Genomic DNA, 17,405 nt, shown 5'->3' on the forward strand with positions numbered 1-17,405 from the left:
GACGAGGGGGCCTGGAGGTCGTCAGTCGGTCAGTCGGCGAGGCGGGTGATCGTCTCCCGGAGCGTGGCCGCGGCACCGTTGTCGTGCAACGACTTCAGGGCCGCGAGGTATGGCGTCGTGAACGCCTCCTGCTGCGCGAGGTCGCCGAACAGGCTGGGGTCGCGAATGAACGCCAGCGGGTCGTCGGACTGCTTCGCAGCCGCCGCCATGACCTGCTCCTTGCGGTGGTCGACGATGTCGATCGGCTCGCCCTGCTCGTCGACGCCTTCGGCATACCGCGCCCAGGACGCGACGACCAGCGCCGCCCGCTCGACCGGGCGGCCAGCCGCCAGGTCGTCGCGGATCACCGGCACCAGCCACTTCGGGATGCGATCACTGCTTTCGGCGCACAGCCGAGCGAGCGTGTCGCGGATCTCCGGATTGGCGAACCGGGCCACCAACTCGTGCTCGTATGCCGTCAGGCCCACGCCGGACACCTCGGGCAGCGTCGGCTCGCCCTCGTTCTTCATGTACCCCAGCAGGAACCGCGCGAACTCCTCGTCCTGCGCGACCTCGTGAGCGTAGCGATAGCCGGCGAGGTAGCCGAGGTAGCACAGCGCCTGATGACTCGCGTTGAGCAGCCGTAGCTTCATCAGCTCGTAGGGCATCACATCCGGGACGACCTGCACCCCGGCATCGTCCAACGGCGGTCGGCCCGTGGGGAATTCGTCCTCGAGCACCCATTGGGTGAACGGCTCTGTGACCACCGGCCAACCGTCCTGTATGCCGAACTCGTCCGCCAGCCGTTGGATGTCATCGGCCGTGGTGACCGGAGTGATCCGGTCCACCATGCAGTTGGGGAACGACACGTTCGCGTCGATCCAATCCCCGAGCGCGGGATCCTTCAACCGCGCGAAGGACACGATCGTCCCGTGCGCGACGTCGCCGTTGCCCGGCAGGTTGTCGCACGTCATTACCGTGAACGGTGCGACACCCGCCTCCCGGCGTCGGCGCAGAGCTTCTACGATGAAGCCGAATGCCGTTGTCGGAACTGCGTTTTCGACCAGGTCTGGCTGGATTGATGGATGATGCGGGTCGAACTCCCCGGTCACCTGGTCGACCAGATAGCTGCCTTCGGTGATCGTCAGTGAGACGATCCGGGTGGCCGGGTCGCTCATCACCTCCAGGACTGCATCGGGTTGGGTCGGGGCGTGCAGCAGCCCACGGATCGATCCGATCACGCGTGGCTCCAGGCGCCCGTCGGGGTGCTTGATCACCAGTGTGTAGAGACCGTCCTGCGCATTCAGGGTCTCCACGATCCGGTCGTCCTTGGGCAACACCCCGACGCCGGTGAACGCCCAGTCCCGGGCTTCGCCGGTGGACAGCAACGCATCGACATACATCGCCTGATGCGCGCGGTGGAAGCCGCCGACGCCCAGGTGGACGATGCCGGTGCTGAGCGCGGACCGGTCGTATGACGGCACCACCACCCGCGAATCGAGCGAATTGACAGTGGCCGCAGACAGTTTCGTTGCCATCCGACTCACCGTACCGCGCCCATTGACAGGCCCTGAACCAACTTGTCCTGCGCCGCGAATCCGGCGGCAAGCACCGGCAAGGACACCACGAACGACGCGGCACACACCTGAGCGAGGAACAACCCCTGGCTGGTCACGAAGCCGGTCAGGAAGACCGGTGCGGTCTCCGCGCGGGTGCCGGTCAGGACACGGGCGAAGAGCAATTCGTTCCAGCTGAAGATGAAGCAGATCAACGCTGCCGACGCAATGCCCGGCATGATCACCGGCGCGATGATCTCGCGCAAGGTGCGGATCACCCCCGCGCCGTCGACCTGGGCGGCTTCCAGCATCTCCCCCGGGATCTCGGCGAGGAACGACCGCAGCATCCACACCGCGATCGGCAGGTTCATCGAGGTGTAGAGGAGGATCAACAGCCAGATGTTGTCGAGGAAGTGCACCTTCTCGGCGAAGAGATAGACCGGCAACAATGCCGCCACGACCGGCATGAACTTCGTCGACAGGAAGAAGAAGAGCACGTCGCTCCACTTCTTCACCGGCCGGATCGACAGCGCGTATGCCGCCGGCAGCGCCAGGCACAACACCAGGATGGTCGAGATGATGCTCGCCGTGAGCGAGTTGAGGATCGCCGGCCAGGGGTTACTGCCGAAGAACGACTGGTAACCCTGAACACTGAACGCGGAGAGCACTTTCGGCGGGTTGGCCGCCGCGTCGGTCTCGGAATGGAACGACGTCCAGATCATCCATACGACCGGGAAGACGAACAGCACCGAGATGATCCAAGTGGCTCCCGTCAACAGCACCCCGGTGCGCTTCTTCTTTTCGCCCGCGGCCTTCATCTGAAGCCCGGCCTGGGCCTCTTGCACGGTAGTCATTATCGAGTCTCCTCCCGGAACAGGCTCAGCACGGTGCGCAGCGCGAAGGTCGCGATGATGATCGTGCCGATCACCACGATCACGCCGGCCGCGGATGCAGTGCCGTAATCGTGTGCGGAATAGAAGGTTTGGTAGATGTAGTAGGGCAGGTTCGCGGTGCCGAGGCCGCCGGACGTGATGGTGAAGACCGAGTCGAAGTTCTGGACGATGTAGATCGCGCCGAGCAGCCCGGACAACTCGATGTACTGCCGCAGGTGCGGCAACGTCATATTGGTGAAGATCTGCCAGCTCGAGGCACCGTCGATCTTCGCCGCCTCCACGACGTCCATCGGTCGACTCTGTAGGCCCGCCAACAGGATCAGCATCATGAACGGCGTCCACTGCCAGACCAGCGAGACGATGATCGCGATGAGCGGATGATTGCTGATCCAGTCCGGCTGCGGCGCGTTGTCACCGAGAATCCACTTGAGCACGCCGTTGAACAGGCCGTACTGCGCGTTGTAGAGCGCGTGCTTCCACAGCAGTGCCGCCGCCACCGGGACGATCAGGAACGGAGTGATCATCAGCGTGCGGGCCACTCCTCGACCGCGGAACTTGCGGTCCAGCAGCAAGGCGACCGCCAGACCGAGCACCAGGCTGACCAGGACGACGCCGACGGTCAGCCCGATGGTGACCAGGATCGCCGAGCGAGCATCGACATCGGTCAGCACCGCCTTGAAGTTGTCGAAGCCGGCGAAGCCTCGATCGTTCGGGTAGTAGGCGTTCCAGTGCATGAACGAGATCACCAGCGTCGCCACGAACGGGATCTGGGTCACGATGATCATGAAGATCAGCGCGGGCAGCAGCGGTGCCCGCCGGGCCCACGCGCCCGACTTGGCGAGCGCGTTGCTCGGCTTCTTGGCTGGTCCGGCGGTGGCGATGTCCGTACCGCTCTCGACTGCGCTACTCATTTGCCGGCCCTTCTGCGGTAAGCGGCAGCGACATCCTGGGCGCGTTGCTGGCCCTTGTTCAGGGCACTGTCGACCGACATCTTCCCCGCGATGGCCGAGCTGATGTCCTGACTGACTTCGGTGCCGAGATTGGTGAACTCTGGAATGTCGACGAATTGGATGCCCGGAACCGGCCGCGGCTGGACGCCGGGGTTGTTCGGGTCTGCCGACTTGATGGCGTTGAGCGTCGGCGTGGCGAACGAACTGGCAACCTTGAGGTACTGCGGGTCGGCATACAGCGACGACCGGAAGCCCGAAGGCACCTGGGACCAACCGAATTTCGCGGCGGCCTGCTTGGCGTAGCCCTTACCACTGGCCCAGGAGATGAACTTCCAGGCGGCAGCCTTCTTGGAGCTCGCCGACTCGATCGACCAGGCCCAGGAGTACAGCCAGCCCGCGTTCTTGGTCTTCACGACCGGCGCAGCGGCGTATCCGATCTTGCCCTTGACCGGGCTGCCGTTGGCTTCCAAGGACCCCGCGGCAGATGTCGCGTCGTACCACATGGCCACTGAACCCTGGGTCAGGTCGTTGAGGCACTCCGTGAAGCCGGCCTGTGCTGCGCCGAGCTCGCCGTGCGCGCGGACGAGGTTCACATAGAAGTTGGTCGCCTGCTTGAATGCCGGCGCGTTGACCTGGGCCTGCCAGTCCTTGGTGAACCAGGTACCGCCAAAGGTGTTGACCACGGTGGTCAGCGGCGCAAAGAGCTGGCCCCACCCGGGTTGACCGCGCAGGCAGATGCCGCGCATCCCTTTGCGGTTGTCGATCTTTGCCGCGATGTCCGCGACCTGCTGCCAGGTCGGTTTGGCCGGCATCTTGATGCCTTTGGCGGCCAGCACATCCGTGCGGTACATCAGGAACGACGACTCACCGTAGAAGGGCTCGCCATAGACCTGGTCCTTGACGCTGAGCGCTGCCCGCATCGACGGGAGGATGTCCTGCTGATCGAAGCCGGGATCCTTGGCCAGGTAGGAGTTCATCGGTGCGACCCAGCCACTCTTGGCGTAGATCGGGATCTCGAAGTTGGACAATGTCGCCACGTCGTACTGGCCGGCCTGTGAGGAGAATTCCTGGCTGGCCTTGTCGCGCAGGTCGTCCTCGGGAAGCACCGTGTAGTTGACCTTGATGCCGGTCTGCTTGGTGAAGTATTTGTCGGTCAACTTCTGCAGATCGATCATCTGCGGGTTGTTGACCATCAGCACGTTGATGGTGTCGCCACCGCCACCGCCACCTCCGCCGCCCCACCCGGCGGCCGCACCGCAACCAGTCACCGTTGTCATCGCAACGGTCCCGGCAGCGAGTGCGGCGATCCGTCTCCTGCGAGCAGTCATGCGTCCTCCTGCTTTGCTCAAATGAGCGCCCTAGTGCGCAGATGAGTAGTATTGTGACACAGGTAACACGCCCGTGGGGAAGTTCAGGAGGGACCGATGAGAAATGACGATGCGATGAGCCCGATGCCGGGTGGTCGCACCGACCCTGATCGCGAGCGGGAACTGCTCTCCGCGGTCGCCCGCCGTTTCTACCTGCAGGACGAGTCCAAGATCGACATCGGCAAGGACCTCGGCCTGTCCCGATTCAAGGTCGCGCGCTTGCTTGAGGCTGCGCGCACGAAGGGGATCGTGCGCATCGAGATCCTCGGCGAGCCGAGCGTGGATTACGCACTGTCCCAAGAGCTTTCGGAAGCGTTGGGCATTGATGGCGCGCTCGTCGTACGCACCCACGAGGGGCAGTCCGCCGGTGAGGCACGACATGATCTCGGTGCGGTGGCGGCGGGCGAGATGACCCGACTGCTCACCGCGAAAGACGTGCTCGGCCTGCCCTGGTCGCGCAGTGTCGCTGCCACCGTCGGCGCGTTGCGCAGCCTGCCGCCAGTGCCGATCGTGCAACTTTCCGGCGCTCTCGCCATACCCGACCTGCATTCGCCGGTGGACCTGGTGCGCTCCGCAGCCAACCTCAGCGGCGGCACCGCGCATCACTTCTATGCGCCGCTGGTCGCCGCGGACCCGGACAGTGCCCGAATGCTGCGCCGGCAACCCGGCGTGAGTGAGGCGAACTCACACATCCGGGAAGTGACCGTTGCCGTCGTGGGTATCGGTGGGTGGGCCGCCGGCGAGTCGACGCTCTTCGACCTCGCAACCGGTCCCGAGCGAAGTGCCATGCGCAAGGCCGGCGCGATCGGCGAGATCAGCGGGGTCTTCATCGACGCCGCCGGGCACTGCGTGGAGGAGGCCTGGCCGACCGCATCATCACGCTGTCCGACGAGCAGCTCATCGGCATACCGACCGTCATTGGCCTGGTCACCGGCACCGCGCGCGCGCCGGTGGTGCGTGCGGCCATCGCCGGCAAGAAAGTCAACCGTCTGGTGGTGGACGCACCGCTTGCGCTGGAGCTGCTGCGGTAGGGCTATCGTTACGAAGCGTGGCACAACACTTTGACGTCGTCGTCCTCGGTGCAGGCCCCGGTGGGTATGTCGCAGCGATTCGCGCGAGCCAGCTCGGCCTGAAGACCGCCATCATCGAAAAGCAGTACTGGGGCGGTGTTTGCCTCAATGTGGGCTGTATCCCGTCCAAGGCGCTGCTGCGCAACGCGGAGATCGCACACATCCTCACCAAGGAGGCCAAGACCTTCGGCATCTCCGGTGACGTGTCGATGGACTTCGGCACCGCCTGGAAGCGCAGCCGCGGCGTCGCCGACGCCAGCGCCAAGGGCGTGCACTACCTGATGAAGAAGAACTCGATCACCGAACTCGAAGGCGTCGGCGCGTTCACCGACGCACACACGATCCAGGTCGAGCTCACCTCAGGTGGCAGCGAAACAGTGACCGCCGACAACGTGATCATCGGCACCGGTGCAACGACCCGGCTGATCCCGGGCACTGAGTTGTCCGAGCGCGTCGTCACCTACGAGGAGCAGATCCTCACCGAGAGCCTGCCGAAGTCGATCATCATCGCCGGCTCCGGCGCGATCGGTGTCGAGTTCGCCTACGTGCTGTCCAACTACGGCGTCGACGTGACGATCGTGGAGTTCCTCGACCGGATGGTGCCCACCGAGGACGCGGACGTGTCCAAGGAATTGCTGCGCCACTACAAGAAACTCGGCGTCAAGGTCATGCTGTCGACCAAGGTCGAGAAGATCGAGGACAGCGGCTCAGGCCCGGTCAAGGTCACCGTCTCGCCCGCGGCTGGTGGCGACTCCACCGTGCTCGAGGCCGACAAGGTGCTGCAGGCCATCGGCTTCGCACCGCGCCTGGACGGCTACGGTCTCGAGGCGTCCGGCGTCGCGACCACCGACCGCGGCGCGATCGCCGTCGACGAGCGCGGCCGCACCAATGTCGAGGGCGTCTACGCGATCGGTGACGTCACCGGCAAGCTGATGCTCGCCCACACGGCCGAGGCGATGGGCGTGGTCGCCGCCGAGACGATCGCGGGCGCCGAGACCGTGGAGATCGACTTCGACATGATCCCGCGAGCGACGTTCTGCCAGCCGCAGATCGCGTCCTTCGGCTACTCGGAGCAGCAGGCCAAGGACAAGGGGTATGACGTGAAGACCGCGTCGTTCCCGTTCTCCGCCAACGGCAAGGCCCGCGGTATGGCGGAAACGGCCGGCTTCGTGAAGATCGTCGCGGACGCCAAGCACAACGAGATCCTGGGCGGCCACCTCATCGGCCCGGAGGTCACCGAGCTGCTGCCGGCGCTGACGCTGGCGCAGAAGTGGGACCTGACCGCCGACGAGGTCGCCCGCAACGTCTTCGCGCACCCGACGCTGTCCGAGGCCATGAAGGAAGCCATCGAAGGCATCGTCGGCCACATGATCAACCTCTGACGCCACAGGTGCTCGGCTCAGCGAGCCGAGCACAGCCAGGTGTGCCAGTCCCCCACCCCTTCGCCTGTCAGAGCACTCACGCGGATCACGTCGGCGTCGGGGTTGATGCTGGCCAGGTTGCGCTCGAAGAGCCCGACATCGAACTCGAGATGGGGCAGGAGATCGATCTTGTTGACGAGAACGGCGCTCACTGCCCGGAACATCACGGGGTATTTGAGCGGCTTGTCCTCACCCTCCGTGACCGCATAGACCATCGCGCTGCGATGCGCCCCGACATCGAACTCCGCCGGGCATACCAGGTTTCCCACATTCTCGATGAGTAAGAGATCCAGCGAGTCGAGGTCCAGCCGCTGGACCGCTCGCTCGACCATGGGCGCGTCCAGGTGGCACTCGCCGCCGAATCCATCGCCGGTGTTGAGCAGGGAAATCTGAGCACCCAAGCCCGCCAGTCGCTCGGCATCGATGCTTGTCTCGATGTCACCTTCAACAACACCAGCACGGATGCCCTCCTCCTGCAGATGTGCGAGGGTGCGTCGCAGTAGGGTCGTCTTTCCGGCACCCGGCGAAGACATCAGATTGACACAGCGGACACCGGCCGCATCGAAGTCACACCGATTCGAGTCGGCCGCCCGGTCGTTCTCGGCGAAAATGCGTTCCAGGACGCTGATCCGTTCCGGGCCGGTCCGGTAGCCGGAGTGGTCCCCGTGATCCTGCTGCTGGCCGAACTGCGCATCCACGGCTGCGTGCTCGTGAACGTGGAGAGTGCCGTCGTCATGGCGGTGAAACCTGCCCATGTCGCTCCTTCGATGCGTCCTCAGCGGGACGACCCGGCGAGATCAATAGAGGTGACGAGAAACTCCTCACCAGTGACGATCTCTACCTGGTTACTATCGCAGGCGGCACAGGACAGGACAAGAGGCTGCGCAACTACTGTCCTGGATCCGCAGTTCCCACACCGCAATTCGATCGGCACCTGTTCGATGTCGAGTTCGGAACCAGCCAGCTCCGTCGACTCGGCCAGCACCCCCAGCAGTAGACCAGCGTGTCCGGCACCACCTGTCGGAGTAGACCGACGTGCAGATGAATGACCTCGACTCGGCGGCCCTCCCTCGCGCGATCGGCAATGGTGTAAATGCTGTGGCACAACGACAGCTCATGCACGAGTCCTCCCACGGCAGCCTGTTCTCATGTTCGCAGGTTCGCGGCATGCTGTGCAGATGAAGTTCCTGGTCCTCTGGCAGATCGACCTGGCGATGGTCTCGGCTGATGCTGCCCGCGCAGTAGGCCGGATGCCCGATTACGGCGCGCGACTCGAAACCGAGGGTAAGGTCCTCGCGCGCTACCACATTGTTGGTGCACACGGCGGCGCCTGGATCTATGACGTCGGCTCACATGAGGAGTTCGAGAGGTTGCTCGCGCGCGCACCCGTGTTCAACATCGCGACCTACACCGTGCACGCGCTTGCAGCGATGGGCGACGAGCCGGACTCGGCGTCGCCGGCCGGGTCGGAGGGAACATAGTCGGCTCTTCCGGACTTGCCCGAATCGCGGAATACTTACCACGGTGGTCTGGACTCCGTGGAGGCGTCTTATGTCAGCAATCGATGTCAGTGACCTTGGCGCCCGTCGGCACCTGACGGTGAGTCAGAGGTTACGAGAACGCCGCCGATCTCTCGGTCTCACCCAGAAGCAGGTCATCACCCGCCTACGTCGACTCGGTGTCGTCAGCAGCAACAAGGCGCTGAGCAGCCTCGAGCACGGCGCCGGGCTGGACGTTGCCAAACTGCCCGAGCTGGCAATCGCTCTGGACTGCTCGGTGACCTGGCTGCTCGGGCTGACTTCCGATCCACACCGCTGGGAGCCCGACACCGACCTGCACGGTCAGGTCGCGGATGCGGACGCACCTGACCAGGTGGGGCCGGCTTTCCGGGGGCCGTGCATTCTCGGGCCGCTGTCGTCCCAGATGTAGGTCGACCATGACATTGCCCAAACACCCGGCGCGCTCGAGCGATGGTCATCGGCCCGCGGCTGAAACGCAATCCATGAGCCGACGAGCGGTCCTCGGCGGAACCGGTATTGCACTCGGCTCCCTCCTGCTGTCCGCCTGCGGAGACAGCAGTTCGACGAACGGTGGCACCGGCAGTGGTGGGTCGGGAGGCACACCGTCAACGGCGGACACATCGCCCGTGACCATCACCGACCAACGCGGAAAGAAGATCGTCCTCGACCGGCCTGCGCGCCGGGTCGTGACCATACCGATGCCGGCAGCCTCCATCCTCGTTGCCGTCGACCAGGGGTGCAGCACCTGGTCGGAATGCACGACGCGTCCTGGCAGGCCATGTATGACGGCATCCTCGGTGAGATCTTCCCCAGTGCCATCGACATTCCCCACAACGTCGCAACCAACAGCTTTGCCCCCAATGTCGAGAGCGTGCTGGCTCTCGAGCCGGATCTGGTCATCCAGTGGGGCGACAACGGAGCAGCCATCATCGATCCCCTGGAGAACGCGGGACTGAAGGTCGCCGCCCTGAAGTACGGGACGCAGGATGATGTGGCGCGCTGGATCGCGCTGTTCGCCACCGCCCTGGGCCGTCCGGACCGCGCGCGTGAACTCAACTCGCCGATCTCCGCCGCGCTCAAGACACTGTCCGCGGTGGGCAGGAGCGCGCCGAAACCGGCACCGAAGATTCTCTACTTCAACCGCTTCGAGGGCGGACTCAAGGTAGCCGCCACCGGCAGTTACAACGATTTCTACATCAAACTCGTCGGCGGCCAGAACCCGGCCAGCGGTCCCCACGGGGCGCCAGGCACGGGCATGGTCGGTGTCGACATCGAGCAGGTCCTGTCCTGGGACCCGGACATCATCTTGCTGGGAAATTTTGACGCCGCGATGCCCGACGACGTCTATCAGTCCGCGGTGTGGCGTGATCAGACCGCGGTCAAGACGCGACGTGTCTACAAGGTTCCACTGGGCGGATACCGCTGGGATCCGCCGAGCCACGAGTCACCGTTGATGTGGCGGTGGCTGTCGATGGTTGCGTTCCCACAGCAGCAGCCCTTCGATCTGGGGGCGGAGGTGCGCACGTCCTACAAGCGGTTCTACAACCATGCGCCCACCGCGGCCCAGCTGGCGCAGATCCTGTGGCTGAAGGCCAACGGCGCATCATCCGGGTACCGGCAGTTCCATGCTTGATGAGCGACGAGGCGATCCCGCCACTTCGCGGCGTCGGGTGCGCGCAAGTGTGCCCCGGATGGGTTCGGCCGCGGTCGCCGCGCCCATCACGGCCGGCACCCTCGTGGTCGTGGGCATTGTCTCACTGACCATCGGCCGCTACCACGTTCCACTGGACGACGTGGTGCAGGTCCTGATCGCCAAGCTGACCGGCACAACCTATGGCGGCAGCCCTACGGAGTATGACGTGGTCGTGCTCGTCCGCCTCCCGCGTATCATCCTGGCGGCTCTCATCGGCGGCGGGCTGTCGGTCAGTGGGGTGGCTCTGCAGGCGACCTTCCGCAATCCCCTGGTGAGCCCGCAGATCATCGGGGTGTCGTCTGGTGCATCCTTCGGCGGCGCTCTTGCCCTGCTGCTCGGTCTGGGCACCGGCTATCTCGTGGGAGGCGCCTTCGTATTCGGGCTGGCCGCTCTCGGTGTGGTCTTCCTCATGACTGCCGGGAAGGGCGGCGCCTCAATGCTGATGATCGTGCTCGGCGGAGTCGTCACGGGGTCGTTCTTCTCGGCGCTGGTCTCGCTCATCACCTACCTCGCCAACCCGTACAATACCCTGCCCGAGATCGTCTTCTGGTTGCTGGGAAGTGTTGCCACCGCGACATACTCGAAGGTGCTGATGGCACTCGTCCCGATCACGGCGGGCACCATGCTCCTGCTCCTGCTGCGCTGGCGCATCAACGTCCTGTCACTCGGCGACGAGGACGCCGCCGCGGTGGGAACAAACCCGGGACCGGTGCGCTGGATGGTGCTCTGCGCAGTGACCCTGATCGTTGCAGGGGCAGTCGCCGCGAGCGGCATCATCAGCTGGGTCGGTCTCGTGGTGCCACACCTCGTCAGGATGTGGGTCGGGCCAGACCACCGGGCACTCCTGCCGGTCTCCTTCTTCGCCGGAGCAGCCTTCCTGGTGCTGATCGACACGCTCGCACGCTCGATGACCGCAGCCGAGATCCCGCTCGGTGTCCTCACGGCGATGATCGGTGCGCCGGTGTTCTTCGTGCTGCTGCGCCGCAACCGGAATCGGATCTGGGACCATGCTTGAGGTTCGCGGTGTGGGCTTCGCCTACGTGGGTCGTGACTGGGTCTTCCGCGACGTCACCTTCTCGGTCCGTCCGGGAACAGTCACCTCGGTCCTCGGGCCCAACGGGAGAGGTAAGACCACCCTGGTCCGGTGCGCGGCCGGGTTACTCAAGCCGACCGAAGGGACGGTGTCTCGCGATGCGACAGTAGGATTCGTGCCGCAGGCACGGGGTACGGCATTCGCCTACACCGTGCGCGACATGGTCCTGATGGGACGGGCCGGCCAGGTCGGGCTCTTCTCGACCCCTGGCCGGCGCGACCGTGCCGCGGCGGACTCGGCGATGGATCGAGTGGGCATCGGTTCGCTCGCCGACCGGCGCTTTCCTCGCTCAGCGGCGGTGAACAGCAGCTGGCCCTCGTGGCCCGGGCGGTGGCGTCCGGCAGCCCCATCATGGTGCTCGACGAACCGGCGACAGGTCTCGACCTACACAACCAGGGTCAGCTACTCGTCCTGATCCAGTCACTGGCTGCTGAGGGTATGTCCGTGCTGCTGACGACACACCACCCGGACAACGCGCTGCTCGTGTCGGACTCGGTGGTCCTGATGCGTGGCCGGTATGACGTGCGCTGTGGCACCGCCGAGGAGCTGCTCACGGACGAGGAGTTGTCCGGCCTCTACGGCGTGCACGTGCGAACGGTCTCCTACGGTGACGAGCCCGGAGACACCCGTCGCGCTCTCGTGACGCGCTACGAGGCCTTTGCTGAACAGCTCAGCCGAGTGCGAGCCGTGGACCCGAGTGCTCGACCCCGCCATTGACTAGCCCTAGGTGCACGTCCGTGTAATGCCGGAGGGCCGCGAGCTCTCGGGGAGTCAACCGGTCGCAGATCCACTCCCAGTGCATCGAGACCCAGTCCCCTTCGGCAAGGTCCTGCACCATGCCGACACCGTCGACTGCGCGGATGACGATCTCGCGCGCCGGCGCGCCGAGCACCAGCTGCGAACCCGTCCAGCTCAGGGCCTGCGACTCCACGACCACCTGGTCCCCCTGCAGGGCGACCACCTGACCCCAGCGAATCCGGCAGCGATCCAGCACCGTGAGGGCGTGCTCGGCCCGCCGGTCCTCCCCCAGCAGGCCGATCCACGGGTAGATGCAGAACACATGGAAGCTGTGATGAGGTAGCCCGCCGGCCTCGACTCCCGCGGCGAGGCTGGAGAACTTTATGCCGGTCCGAAACCGGAAGCGGTCCTCCATCGAGTTGCCGATATTCGTCACCCCGACCCGGTCGAGCAACCGGTTTCCGACCCAGTAGGCCTCCACCACCCGGCAATCGAGCGGGTCGCTGATCCCGGTCGCGCCGGCGATCAACTCCAGGTAAGGCCATGCTCCGGCGAAGGCCTGTGCCATCTGGCGAAAACCGGAGTCGATCCGACCGGCCAGGCCATAGCCGAGGAAGCCTTCGCTGTCGCCCGGACCGCAGTATCCATGACTATTGGGTGCAAACGCGTAGCGGACGAAGAGCGTCGCGCCGGACGCGTCCACCTCGCCCGCAGGCCGACGCTCAGTCATCGCCGAGCAACTCGTCGGCACCCGGTCCGCCCAGGACGGCCATCGCGTCATGTGCTTCCTGCGCACTCATCCGCTCCAGCGCGAATCCGCTGTGAATCAGGATCCATTCGCCTGGCTCAAGCACTCCGTCCAGCAGCGCAACGTTGATCGGTCGCACCACTCCTGCGACCTGCACGTCGGCCAGATCTGGTTCCGTCGTCAGCGCGACCACCCGTCCGGCCAGACCGAGACACATGATGCTCACATGCTCCGCAGTCGCAGGTAGCGCCTGACATCGGGAAGCGCTGCGACGGCTCCGGCGCACACCATCGCCCCCACCACTGCCAACACGATCTTCCGCATCATCATCTCCTCACTATCGACCCTTTGGGATCGGGTGAACACCCCTGGCCACGCGTCACTTCCGTCACGAGCTCGCACACCAGGCGACCCGCCTCCGGCACGCGCCCGGAGACGACGTCCGACAAGTCCATCCCGTCGGCAGTGGACGCCGGCTCGCACCCGATCACCGTGACCCGCCCCAGCGTCCCTCCCAACCCTGGCACGAGGGACAAGACTGCCTCGGGTGCCAGGTCGTGCGCATCCAGGGCAGGCGCCTGGTCCCCACGAAGTGTGTCCAGGTTCGGCTGGACGACGTACAGCATCCCGGGGCCGCCGCCCTCGCGATGCATGGCGTCAACCAGGACGAGGTCGTCATACCCGTTGAGCAGTTCATACGCCAGGTGGACACCGCCGATCCCGAAGTCTCGCAACCGCACCCACTCCGGCCAGGTAGCACGAGCATGCTCGTCCAGCCAGGAGACGACCGCCGTCGCGAAGCCGTCGTCGCTCCTGAAGATGTTCCCAACCCCTGCCACCAGCATGCGCGGGACGAGCGCAGAGCTTGCGGCGTTCATGTCCGGACTCCCAGCGGCTCGATCTCATCCGGTGCGAAGTAGAGGAATCGGCCATGAATGCGGGCGATGTCCTGCCCCGGGTCGTCATCGAGGAGGACCGCCACATGGTCGCGGCCGTCCACGTCGTGCATCACCTTGGTCACCGTCGCCGTCCGGCCAGCGACGAAGATGTCCTGGGCGTCGGCCGGCTTGGCCCCTGGACGCAGCAGGACCTTGCTGCCCTCCCGGACCAGCGTCCCGTCGATCTCGATGCCATCCGTCTCGGCGTCGCCGTCCGGAGCCGAGGTCGCGGGCTGCGTCCGAGGTCGCTGCGTCAGATATCGCACCGCCCCGTGCAGACGATCCATCAGCTCCGGTGGCAGCTGCTCGACCTGTTCGAGCAGCTCGGCGGCACGCGGATCCGTGCCGCGCACCGCGCGCTTCTCCTCATCGGTCAGGGTGAGAGCTCGCAGGCTGAGCATCTCGTCCATCTCTGTGGAGTCGAAGAACTGCGTCGTGCTCTCCGTGGCCACTGCCGGGTGGTCCGGGAGGATGATCGGCGAGCAGAGCACCATGTCCCGCGCGCTCTCCGCGCCCACCAGAACCGGCCAGACCCCGCTGTTGTCGCAGTCCCGGACATAGCCTGCGGCCCACTCGGGCGGATCGGTCAGTGACAGGAACCTTCCACGGTCCAGCCGGGCCAGCAGGTGCGCAGCCACGAGGGAACTGCGCAGCGCCTCCTGCCGCTGAAGCGGTGCCGCCGGACCCCACGCGGTCAGGTTGCGCACCACGACTCGCAGCCGGGTCACGCCATACGGTCCGGGCAGTGCCCGAGCGCTCACCTCGACGGACGCCCGCACGGGCAAACGCTTCCTGGTCAGCTGCCCGCCGGGGACCGGTTCGACGGTCACCGCACCGGGCACGTCGAACAGCTCGTGCCGTGGGGTCTCGGCCACGGTCGAGACATCGACGCACACGTCGAACTCCTGGAGGACTGCCTCGTCGAAGGGCAGGTATGCCGTGTCACCGGAGTCCAGCTGCGAGACCTCCTCCATGACGCCGTCCACCGACCGTTGCACCGTGCGCTGCTGCACTTGGAGGAAGCGCAGCCGCACCGCCACGTTGTCGGGGTGGCTCTCGAGCAGCAGCTCCGACTGGAGCGCAGAGTGCTCGGATGCATCCGCCTCCGACAGGGCCTCGGGTGCGAGCACTCCGAACTGCCAGCGCACCCGGTTCTTGGCATCGTCGGCCCGGTAGGGATAGAGCACATATCCCTCGAAGAGGACCGTGTCCGCGAGCGCCTGCACCTGCTCGAACGTGGTCACTCGCCCGCCTCCTTGAGGAGCCGGACCACGGCCTCGTCCCAGCTGACCATGGCGTTGTCGGCGCGGTACCGGTAGAGCGCGTCGAACGTGTCCTGGCCCAGCCGCAGCCAGGCCGAGCCGGGGAAGTGCTGGTCCATCGTGGCACGCCAGACCTGCACCGGCAGACCGAATGTGACCTCCTTGTCCCACGGGATCGGCAGGACGGTCAGGCCGCTCTCGCGGTTGCTGAACCAAGTGCCGTTGAACATGATCAGCAGTGGCACGGCCCCGGAACCCAGCGCGTGGAGGTATTTGTTCGCGGCGACGTCGAAGTCGTAGCTGCAGGGCATGGCGAGGCTGACGTCCGTCGAGCCGGTGAAGCTCGGCACCATCTGGGTGACGAAGGCCAACTGCAGCGGTTTGAGAGTCTGGCCCCACCGCTGCCGCGATCCGAAGAGGTCCGTCAGTGCCGCGGCCTCCTCGTCGTCGTACCGGCGGCGCTGCGGTTCGATGCGGATCTGCGCTCGCAGGGCGATCGCGTGCACCGGCATGCCGGAGGTTTCCCGGATGCGCAACTGGAACAAGACCGTCGGGGATGCTGCGAAGCGGTCGGGCTCCACGCCGAGGCACTCGAACTCCAGGTCACCTCCGTCAGGCATGAACGACCCGCCTGCCCTGCCGGTCGACCGACCTGCTGAGACTGTCGAGCTGGTCGAAAAACGTCTCGATCCGTCCCCAGACCTCCTGGCCTCCGCTGAAGCCCGACCAGCTCTGCCGGACCAGGCCGACCAGCTCGTAGCACGCGTCGATCGGCACGAGATACAGCTGGAACGCGCTGCCCTTGCGTCGAATCAGCACTGCTTCAACATCCGGTTCAACCTCTGCCAGCACCGGGTTGGCGCGCAGCACGTCGTCCCAGCTGCCCAGGTCGAGCAGTGACTCGGTGGCCCCGCCCGGCCCGGGATAGCAGGCGGCATACGACGCGGCGCCGGTCTGGAGGAAAAAGAACGCGAGGTCGACCGGAATCTGCAGGGCATCCCACTGACCCTGGCTGATCGTCGGGTCGGTGATGCGACGGCTGTCCTCGGGCAGTGCGCGGTAGCGTCCGGATCCGGCGCCACGTCCGGTGAAGAGCAGATAGCACGACCGGCACGTGCACAGCAGCCGTTGCGCCTGGAGGTCGGCCACGTGACCGTGCCCAGCATCGATCTCGGCGTTGCACATCTCGCACACCTCGACCGCTTCAGGAGGTTCTGCCTTCGGCGGCTCGGGTGCCGGGCGGCTCAGCCGACGCAGGCCACCCAGCGGCCGGGACCGTGCACTCATACCGGCGCTCCCGTCGGTGCCGCGACCTTCCAGCCGACCTCGTCGGGCAGCAGTGGCAGCGGTGTGAGGTGCTTCCCACTGCCATCGACCGACGACCCTGCTCGCCTGATGTCATAGCGTGACTCGCACGACGGGCAGCTGAGTACCTCCGCGACGAGACGCGCCCCGGCGAGGGAGCCCTGGCAGGAAGGGCACCGGTCCAGATAGGCATATGCAGTGTCGCCGCAGCCCGCGACGACGAGCGGCGTGCCGGCCACGTCGGCCGTGCGCAGCTCGCCGGGCCCGGGCGAAACGTCGAGGTGCTCCCAGTCGCCCGGCGACCACTGCACGGAACGATCCTCCGCGGTCGCCGCTCGACCGCTGCGCAGACCAGGCCGTAGCTCGATCTGCAAAAGCGGCGGCGAAGGCTCCGCTGCCACCAGTCCGACCACATCCACGGAGGTCACCTCAGGCGCCGCCTCGAGCACGGCGGTCTCCACGGAGAGGGTCACGGTGACCGACGAGGACGGGCACCCGTTGCAGCTGCCCTGCAACGTCAGGTGCGCCACGCCCTCGCCATCCACTCCGAGGTAGTCGATCCCGCCTGCGTGTGAGCCGAGATATGGCCGCACCCTGTCCAGCGCCGCCTGGATACGCGTGTCGACGTCGTCGGGATGCAGGTCGTGCAGGAGTAGCAGACCGCCCACCAGCTCGTCATCGGCCATTGCTCGCAGCAGGGGGCTGTCCTCGGCGAGCTCGACCATCCTCGTCAGCCCGGCGGCATACAGGTCCATGACCGCTCGCACCAAGCCCTCGGCGCGCTCCTGAGCAGCCGCGTCCTCCAGGTCGCCGATCTGGTCCAGCAACGTGTCGACTCGGCCGGAGAGCACCAATAGATCGTGCCGGCTCAT

The 17,405-nt window shown here is 65.9% G+C and carries 20 protein-coding genes and 2 pseudogenes; 8 read left to right on the forward strand and 14 right to left on the reverse strand.

Going from position 1 to position 17,405, the window contains the following annotated elements; translation table 11 throughout:
• Positions 1-29: 29 nt before the first annotated feature.
• Genes ACFQDH_RS19825 through ACFQDH_RS19840 form a run of 4 tightly spaced genes read right to left on the reverse strand, consistent with a single transcriptional unit; the run spans position 30 to position 4,706 of the window.
• Entirely contained in the window at positions 30-1,517 is a 1,488-nt protein-coding gene (locus ACFQDH_RS19825) for a mannitol dehydrogenase family protein (RefSeq protein WP_382404102.1), read from the reverse strand.
• 5 nt (positions 1,518-1,522) lie between these two features.
• Complete coding sequence (locus tag ACFQDH_RS19830; RefSeq protein ID WP_382404103.1) at positions 1,523-2,389, reverse strand: carbohydrate ABC transporter permease; 867 nt, start codon at positions 2,387-2,389, stop codon at positions 1,523-1,525.
• Positions 2,389-3,339, reverse strand: a complete 951-nt coding sequence (locus ACFQDH_RS19835; protein ID WP_382404104.1) for a carbohydrate ABC transporter permease — start codon at positions 3,337-3,339, stop codon at positions 2,389-2,391. The genes ACFQDH_RS19830 and ACFQDH_RS19835 overlap by 1 nt, the downstream gene beginning before the upstream one ends.
• A complete protein-coding gene (locus ACFQDH_RS19840; protein ID WP_382404105.1) occupies positions 3,336-4,706 on the reverse strand; it encodes an ABC transporter substrate-binding protein in 1,371 nt (456 codons plus the stop codon). Before ACFQDH_RS19840 ends, ACFQDH_RS19835 begins: the two co-directional genes overlap by 4 nt.
• 96 nt (positions 4,707-4,802) lie before the next feature.
• Here ACFQDH_RS19840 and ACFQDH_RS19845 point away from each other — a divergent pair, with 96 nt between their 5' ends.
• Together ACFQDH_RS19845 and lpdA are read left to right on the forward strand one after the other, a co-directional pair.
• Complete coding sequence (locus ACFQDH_RS19845; protein WP_382404106.1) at positions 4,803-5,810, forward strand: sugar-binding transcriptional regulator; 1,008 nt, start codon at positions 4,803-4,805, stop codon at positions 5,808-5,810.
• On the forward strand, positions 5,794-7,197 hold the full coding sequence (lpdA, locus tag ACFQDH_RS19850; RefSeq protein ID WP_382404107.1) for a dihydrolipoyl dehydrogenase: 1,404 nt from the start codon (positions 5,794-5,796) through the stop codon (positions 7,195-7,197). Before ACFQDH_RS19845 ends, lpdA begins: the two co-directional genes overlap by 17 nt.
• Positions 7,198-7,214: 17 nt before the next feature.
• On the opposite strand, the gene hypB is transcribed toward lpdA, so the two are convergent.
• Together hypB and ACFQDH_RS19860 are read right to left on the reverse strand one after the other, a co-directional pair.
• A complete protein-coding gene (gene hypB, locus ACFQDH_RS19855; protein ID WP_382404108.1) occupies positions 7,215-7,991 on the reverse strand; it encodes a hydrogenase nickel incorporation protein HypB in 777 nt (258 codons plus the stop codon).
• A gap of 20 nt (positions 7,992-8,011) precedes the next feature.
• Positions 8,012-8,370: pseudogene (locus ACFQDH_RS19860) on the reverse strand (hydrogenase maturation nickel metallochaperone HypA).
• A 44-nt stretch (positions 8,371-8,414) separates the two neighbouring features.
• On the opposite strand from ACFQDH_RS19860, the gene ACFQDH_RS19865 reads away from it, so the two are divergent.
• From ACFQDH_RS19865 to ACFQDH_RS19890, 6 genes and pseudogenes are all read left to right on the forward strand, one after another.
• Positions 8,415-8,717 (forward strand): muconolactone Delta-isomerase family protein, encoded by a 303-nt coding sequence (locus ACFQDH_RS19865; protein ID WP_382404109.1) that lies wholly within the window; start codon positions 8,415-8,417, stop codon positions 8,715-8,717.
• 70 nt (positions 8,718-8,787) lie between these two features.
• Positions 8,788-9,165 (forward strand): helix-turn-helix domain-containing protein, encoded by a 378-nt coding sequence (locus tag ACFQDH_RS19870; protein WP_382404110.1) that lies wholly within the window; start codon positions 8,788-8,790, stop codon positions 9,163-9,165.
• A 327-nt stretch (positions 9,166-9,492) separates the two neighbouring features.
• The gene (locus tag ACFQDH_RS19875) at positions 9,493-10,389 is read left to right on the forward strand and encodes an ABC transporter substrate-binding protein (protein ID WP_382404111.1); all 897 of its coding nucleotides are present in this window, start codon (positions 9,493-9,495) and stop codon (positions 10,387-10,389) included.
• A 58-nt stretch (positions 10,390-10,447) separates the two neighbouring features.
• Positions 10,448-11,464, forward strand: a complete 1,017-nt coding sequence (locus ACFQDH_RS19880; protein WP_382404112.1) for a FecCD family ABC transporter permease — start codon at positions 10,448-10,450, stop codon at positions 11,462-11,464.
• A pseudogene (locus ACFQDH_RS19885) lies at positions 11,457-11,854 on the forward strand (ABC transporter ATP-binding protein); the annotation flags it as partial. The gene ACFQDH_RS19880 and the pseudogene ACFQDH_RS19885, both read left to right, overlap by 8 nt.
• A 6-nt stretch (positions 11,855-11,860) precedes the next feature.
• Entirely contained in the window at positions 11,861-12,259 is a 399-nt protein-coding gene (locus tag ACFQDH_RS19890; RefSeq protein ID WP_382404911.1) for an ATP-binding cassette domain-containing protein, read from the forward strand.
• Here ACFQDH_RS19890 and ACFQDH_RS19895 read toward each other — a convergent pair.
• Genes ACFQDH_RS19895 through ACFQDH_RS19930 form a run of 8 tightly spaced genes read right to left on the reverse strand, consistent with a single transcriptional unit; the run spans position 12,213 to position 17,405 of the window.
• Positions 12,213-13,010 carry a DUF6390 family protein gene (locus ACFQDH_RS19895; RefSeq protein ID WP_382404113.1) on the reverse strand — a complete coding sequence of 266 codons (798 nt, stop codon included), beginning with the start codon at positions 13,008-13,010 and terminating at the stop codon, positions 12,213-12,215. The genes ACFQDH_RS19890 and ACFQDH_RS19895 overlap by 47 nt on opposite strands.
• Positions 13,003-13,245: a HypC/HybG/HupF family hydrogenase formation chaperone gene (locus ACFQDH_RS19900; RefSeq protein WP_382404114.1), complete on the reverse strand. Its 243-nt coding sequence runs from the start codon at positions 13,243-13,245 to the stop codon at positions 13,003-13,005. The genes ACFQDH_RS19895 and ACFQDH_RS19900 overlap by 8 nt, the downstream gene beginning before the upstream one ends.
• A gap of 5 nt (positions 13,246-13,250) precedes the next feature.
• Positions 13,251-13,358, reverse strand: a complete 108-nt coding sequence (locus ACFQDH_RS19905) for a DUF6893 family small protein (RefSeq protein WP_382404115.1) — start codon at positions 13,356-13,358, stop codon at positions 13,251-13,253.
• On the reverse strand, positions 13,355-13,906 hold the full coding sequence (locus tag ACFQDH_RS19910; protein WP_382404116.1) for a hydrogenase maturation protease: 552 nt from the start codon (positions 13,904-13,906) through the stop codon (positions 13,355-13,357). Before ACFQDH_RS19910 ends, ACFQDH_RS19905 begins: the two co-directional genes overlap by 4 nt.
• Positions 13,903-15,210, reverse strand: a complete 1,308-nt coding sequence (locus ACFQDH_RS19915; protein ID WP_382404117.1) for a hypothetical protein — start codon at positions 15,208-15,210, stop codon at positions 13,903-13,905. The genes ACFQDH_RS19910 and ACFQDH_RS19915 overlap by 4 nt, the downstream gene beginning before the upstream one ends.
• Positions 15,207-15,848: a DUF6084 family protein gene (locus ACFQDH_RS19920; protein WP_382404118.1), complete on the reverse strand. Its 642-nt coding sequence runs from the start codon at positions 15,846-15,848 to the stop codon at positions 15,207-15,209. Before ACFQDH_RS19920 ends, ACFQDH_RS19915 begins: the two co-directional genes overlap by 4 nt.
• Entirely contained in the window at positions 15,841-16,515 is a 675-nt protein-coding gene (locus ACFQDH_RS19925) for a DUF5947 family protein (RefSeq protein WP_382404119.1), read from the reverse strand. Before ACFQDH_RS19925 ends, ACFQDH_RS19920 begins: the two co-directional genes overlap by 8 nt.
• Positions 16,512-17,405: a NifU family protein gene (locus tag ACFQDH_RS19930; protein ID WP_382404120.1), complete on the reverse strand. Its 894-nt coding sequence runs from the start codon at positions 17,403-17,405 to the stop codon at positions 16,512-16,514. Before ACFQDH_RS19930 ends, ACFQDH_RS19925 begins: the two co-directional genes overlap by 4 nt.

The sequence above is a fragment of the Flexivirga alba genome, assembly GCF_042661025.1.
In the GTDB taxonomy this organism is placed as follows: Bacteria; Actinomycetota; Actinomycetes; order Actinomycetales; family Dermatophilaceae; genus Flexivirga; species Flexivirga alba.

What these genes read in the sequence shown, in the direction of transcription:
- hypB (WP_382404108.1), bottom strand. Translation starts at nt 7,991, where the DNA reads ATGGGCAGGTTTCACCGCCATGACGACGGCACTCTCCACGTTCACGAG.
- ACFQDH_RS19880 (WP_382404112.1), top strand. Translation starts at nt 10,448, where the DNA reads ATGGGTTCGGCCGCGGTCGCCGCGCCCATCACGGCCGGCACCCTCGTG.
- ACFQDH_RS19825 (WP_382404102.1), bottom strand. Translation starts at nt 1,517, where the DNA reads ATGGCAACGAAACTGTCTGCGGCCACTGTCAATTCGCTCGATTCGCGG.
- ACFQDH_RS19895 (WP_382404113.1), bottom strand. Translation starts at nt 13,010, where the DNA reads ATGACTGAGCGTCGGCCTGCGGGCGAGGTGGACGCGTCCGGCGCGACG.
- ACFQDH_RS19920 (WP_382404118.1), bottom strand. Translation starts at nt 15,848, where the DNA reads ATGCCTGACGGAGGTGACCTGGAGTTCGAGTGCCTCGGCGTGGAGCCC.
- ACFQDH_RS19925 (WP_382404119.1), bottom strand. Translation starts at nt 16,515, where the DNA reads ATGAGTGCACGGTCCCGGCCGCTGGGTGGCCTGCGTCGGCTGAGCCGC.
- ACFQDH_RS19865 (WP_382404109.1), top strand. Translation starts at nt 8,415, where the DNA reads ATGAAGTTCCTGGTCCTCTGGCAGATCGACCTGGCGATGGTCTCGGCT.
- ACFQDH_RS19845 (WP_382404106.1), top strand. Translation starts at nt 4,803, where the DNA reads ATGAGAAATGACGATGCGATGAGCCCGATGCCGGGTGGTCGCACCGAC.
- ACFQDH_RS19835 (WP_382404104.1), bottom strand. Translation starts at nt 3,339, where the DNA reads ATGAGTAGCGCAGTCGAGAGCGGTACGGACATCGCCACCGCCGGACCA.
- ACFQDH_RS19900 (WP_382404114.1), bottom strand. Translation starts at nt 13,245, where the DNA reads ATGTGTCTCGGTCTGGCCGGACGGGTGGTCGCGCTGACGACGGAACCA.
- ACFQDH_RS19870 (WP_382404110.1), top strand. Translation starts at nt 8,788, where the DNA reads ATGTCAGCAATCGATGTCAGTGACCTTGGCGCCCGTCGGCACCTGACG.
- ACFQDH_RS19930 (WP_382404120.1), bottom strand. Translation starts at nt 17,405, where the DNA reads ATGAGCCGGCACGATCTATTGGTGCTCTCCGGCCGAGTCGACACGTTG.
- ACFQDH_RS19905 (WP_382404115.1), bottom strand. Translation starts at nt 13,358, where the DNA reads ATGATGATGCGGAAGATCGTGTTGGCAGTGGTGGGGGCGATGGTGTGC.
- ACFQDH_RS19830 (WP_382404103.1), bottom strand. Translation starts at nt 2,389, where the DNA reads ATGACTACCGTGCAAGAGGCCCAGGCCGGGCTTCAGATGAAGGCCGCG.
- ACFQDH_RS19910 (WP_382404116.1), bottom strand. Translation starts at nt 13,906, where the DNA reads ATGAACGCCGCAAGCTCTGCGCTCGTCCCGCGCATGCTGGTGGCAGGG.
- ACFQDH_RS19840 (WP_382404105.1), bottom strand. Translation starts at nt 4,706, where the DNA reads ATGACTGCTCGCAGGAGACGGATCGCCGCACTCGCTGCCGGGACCGTT.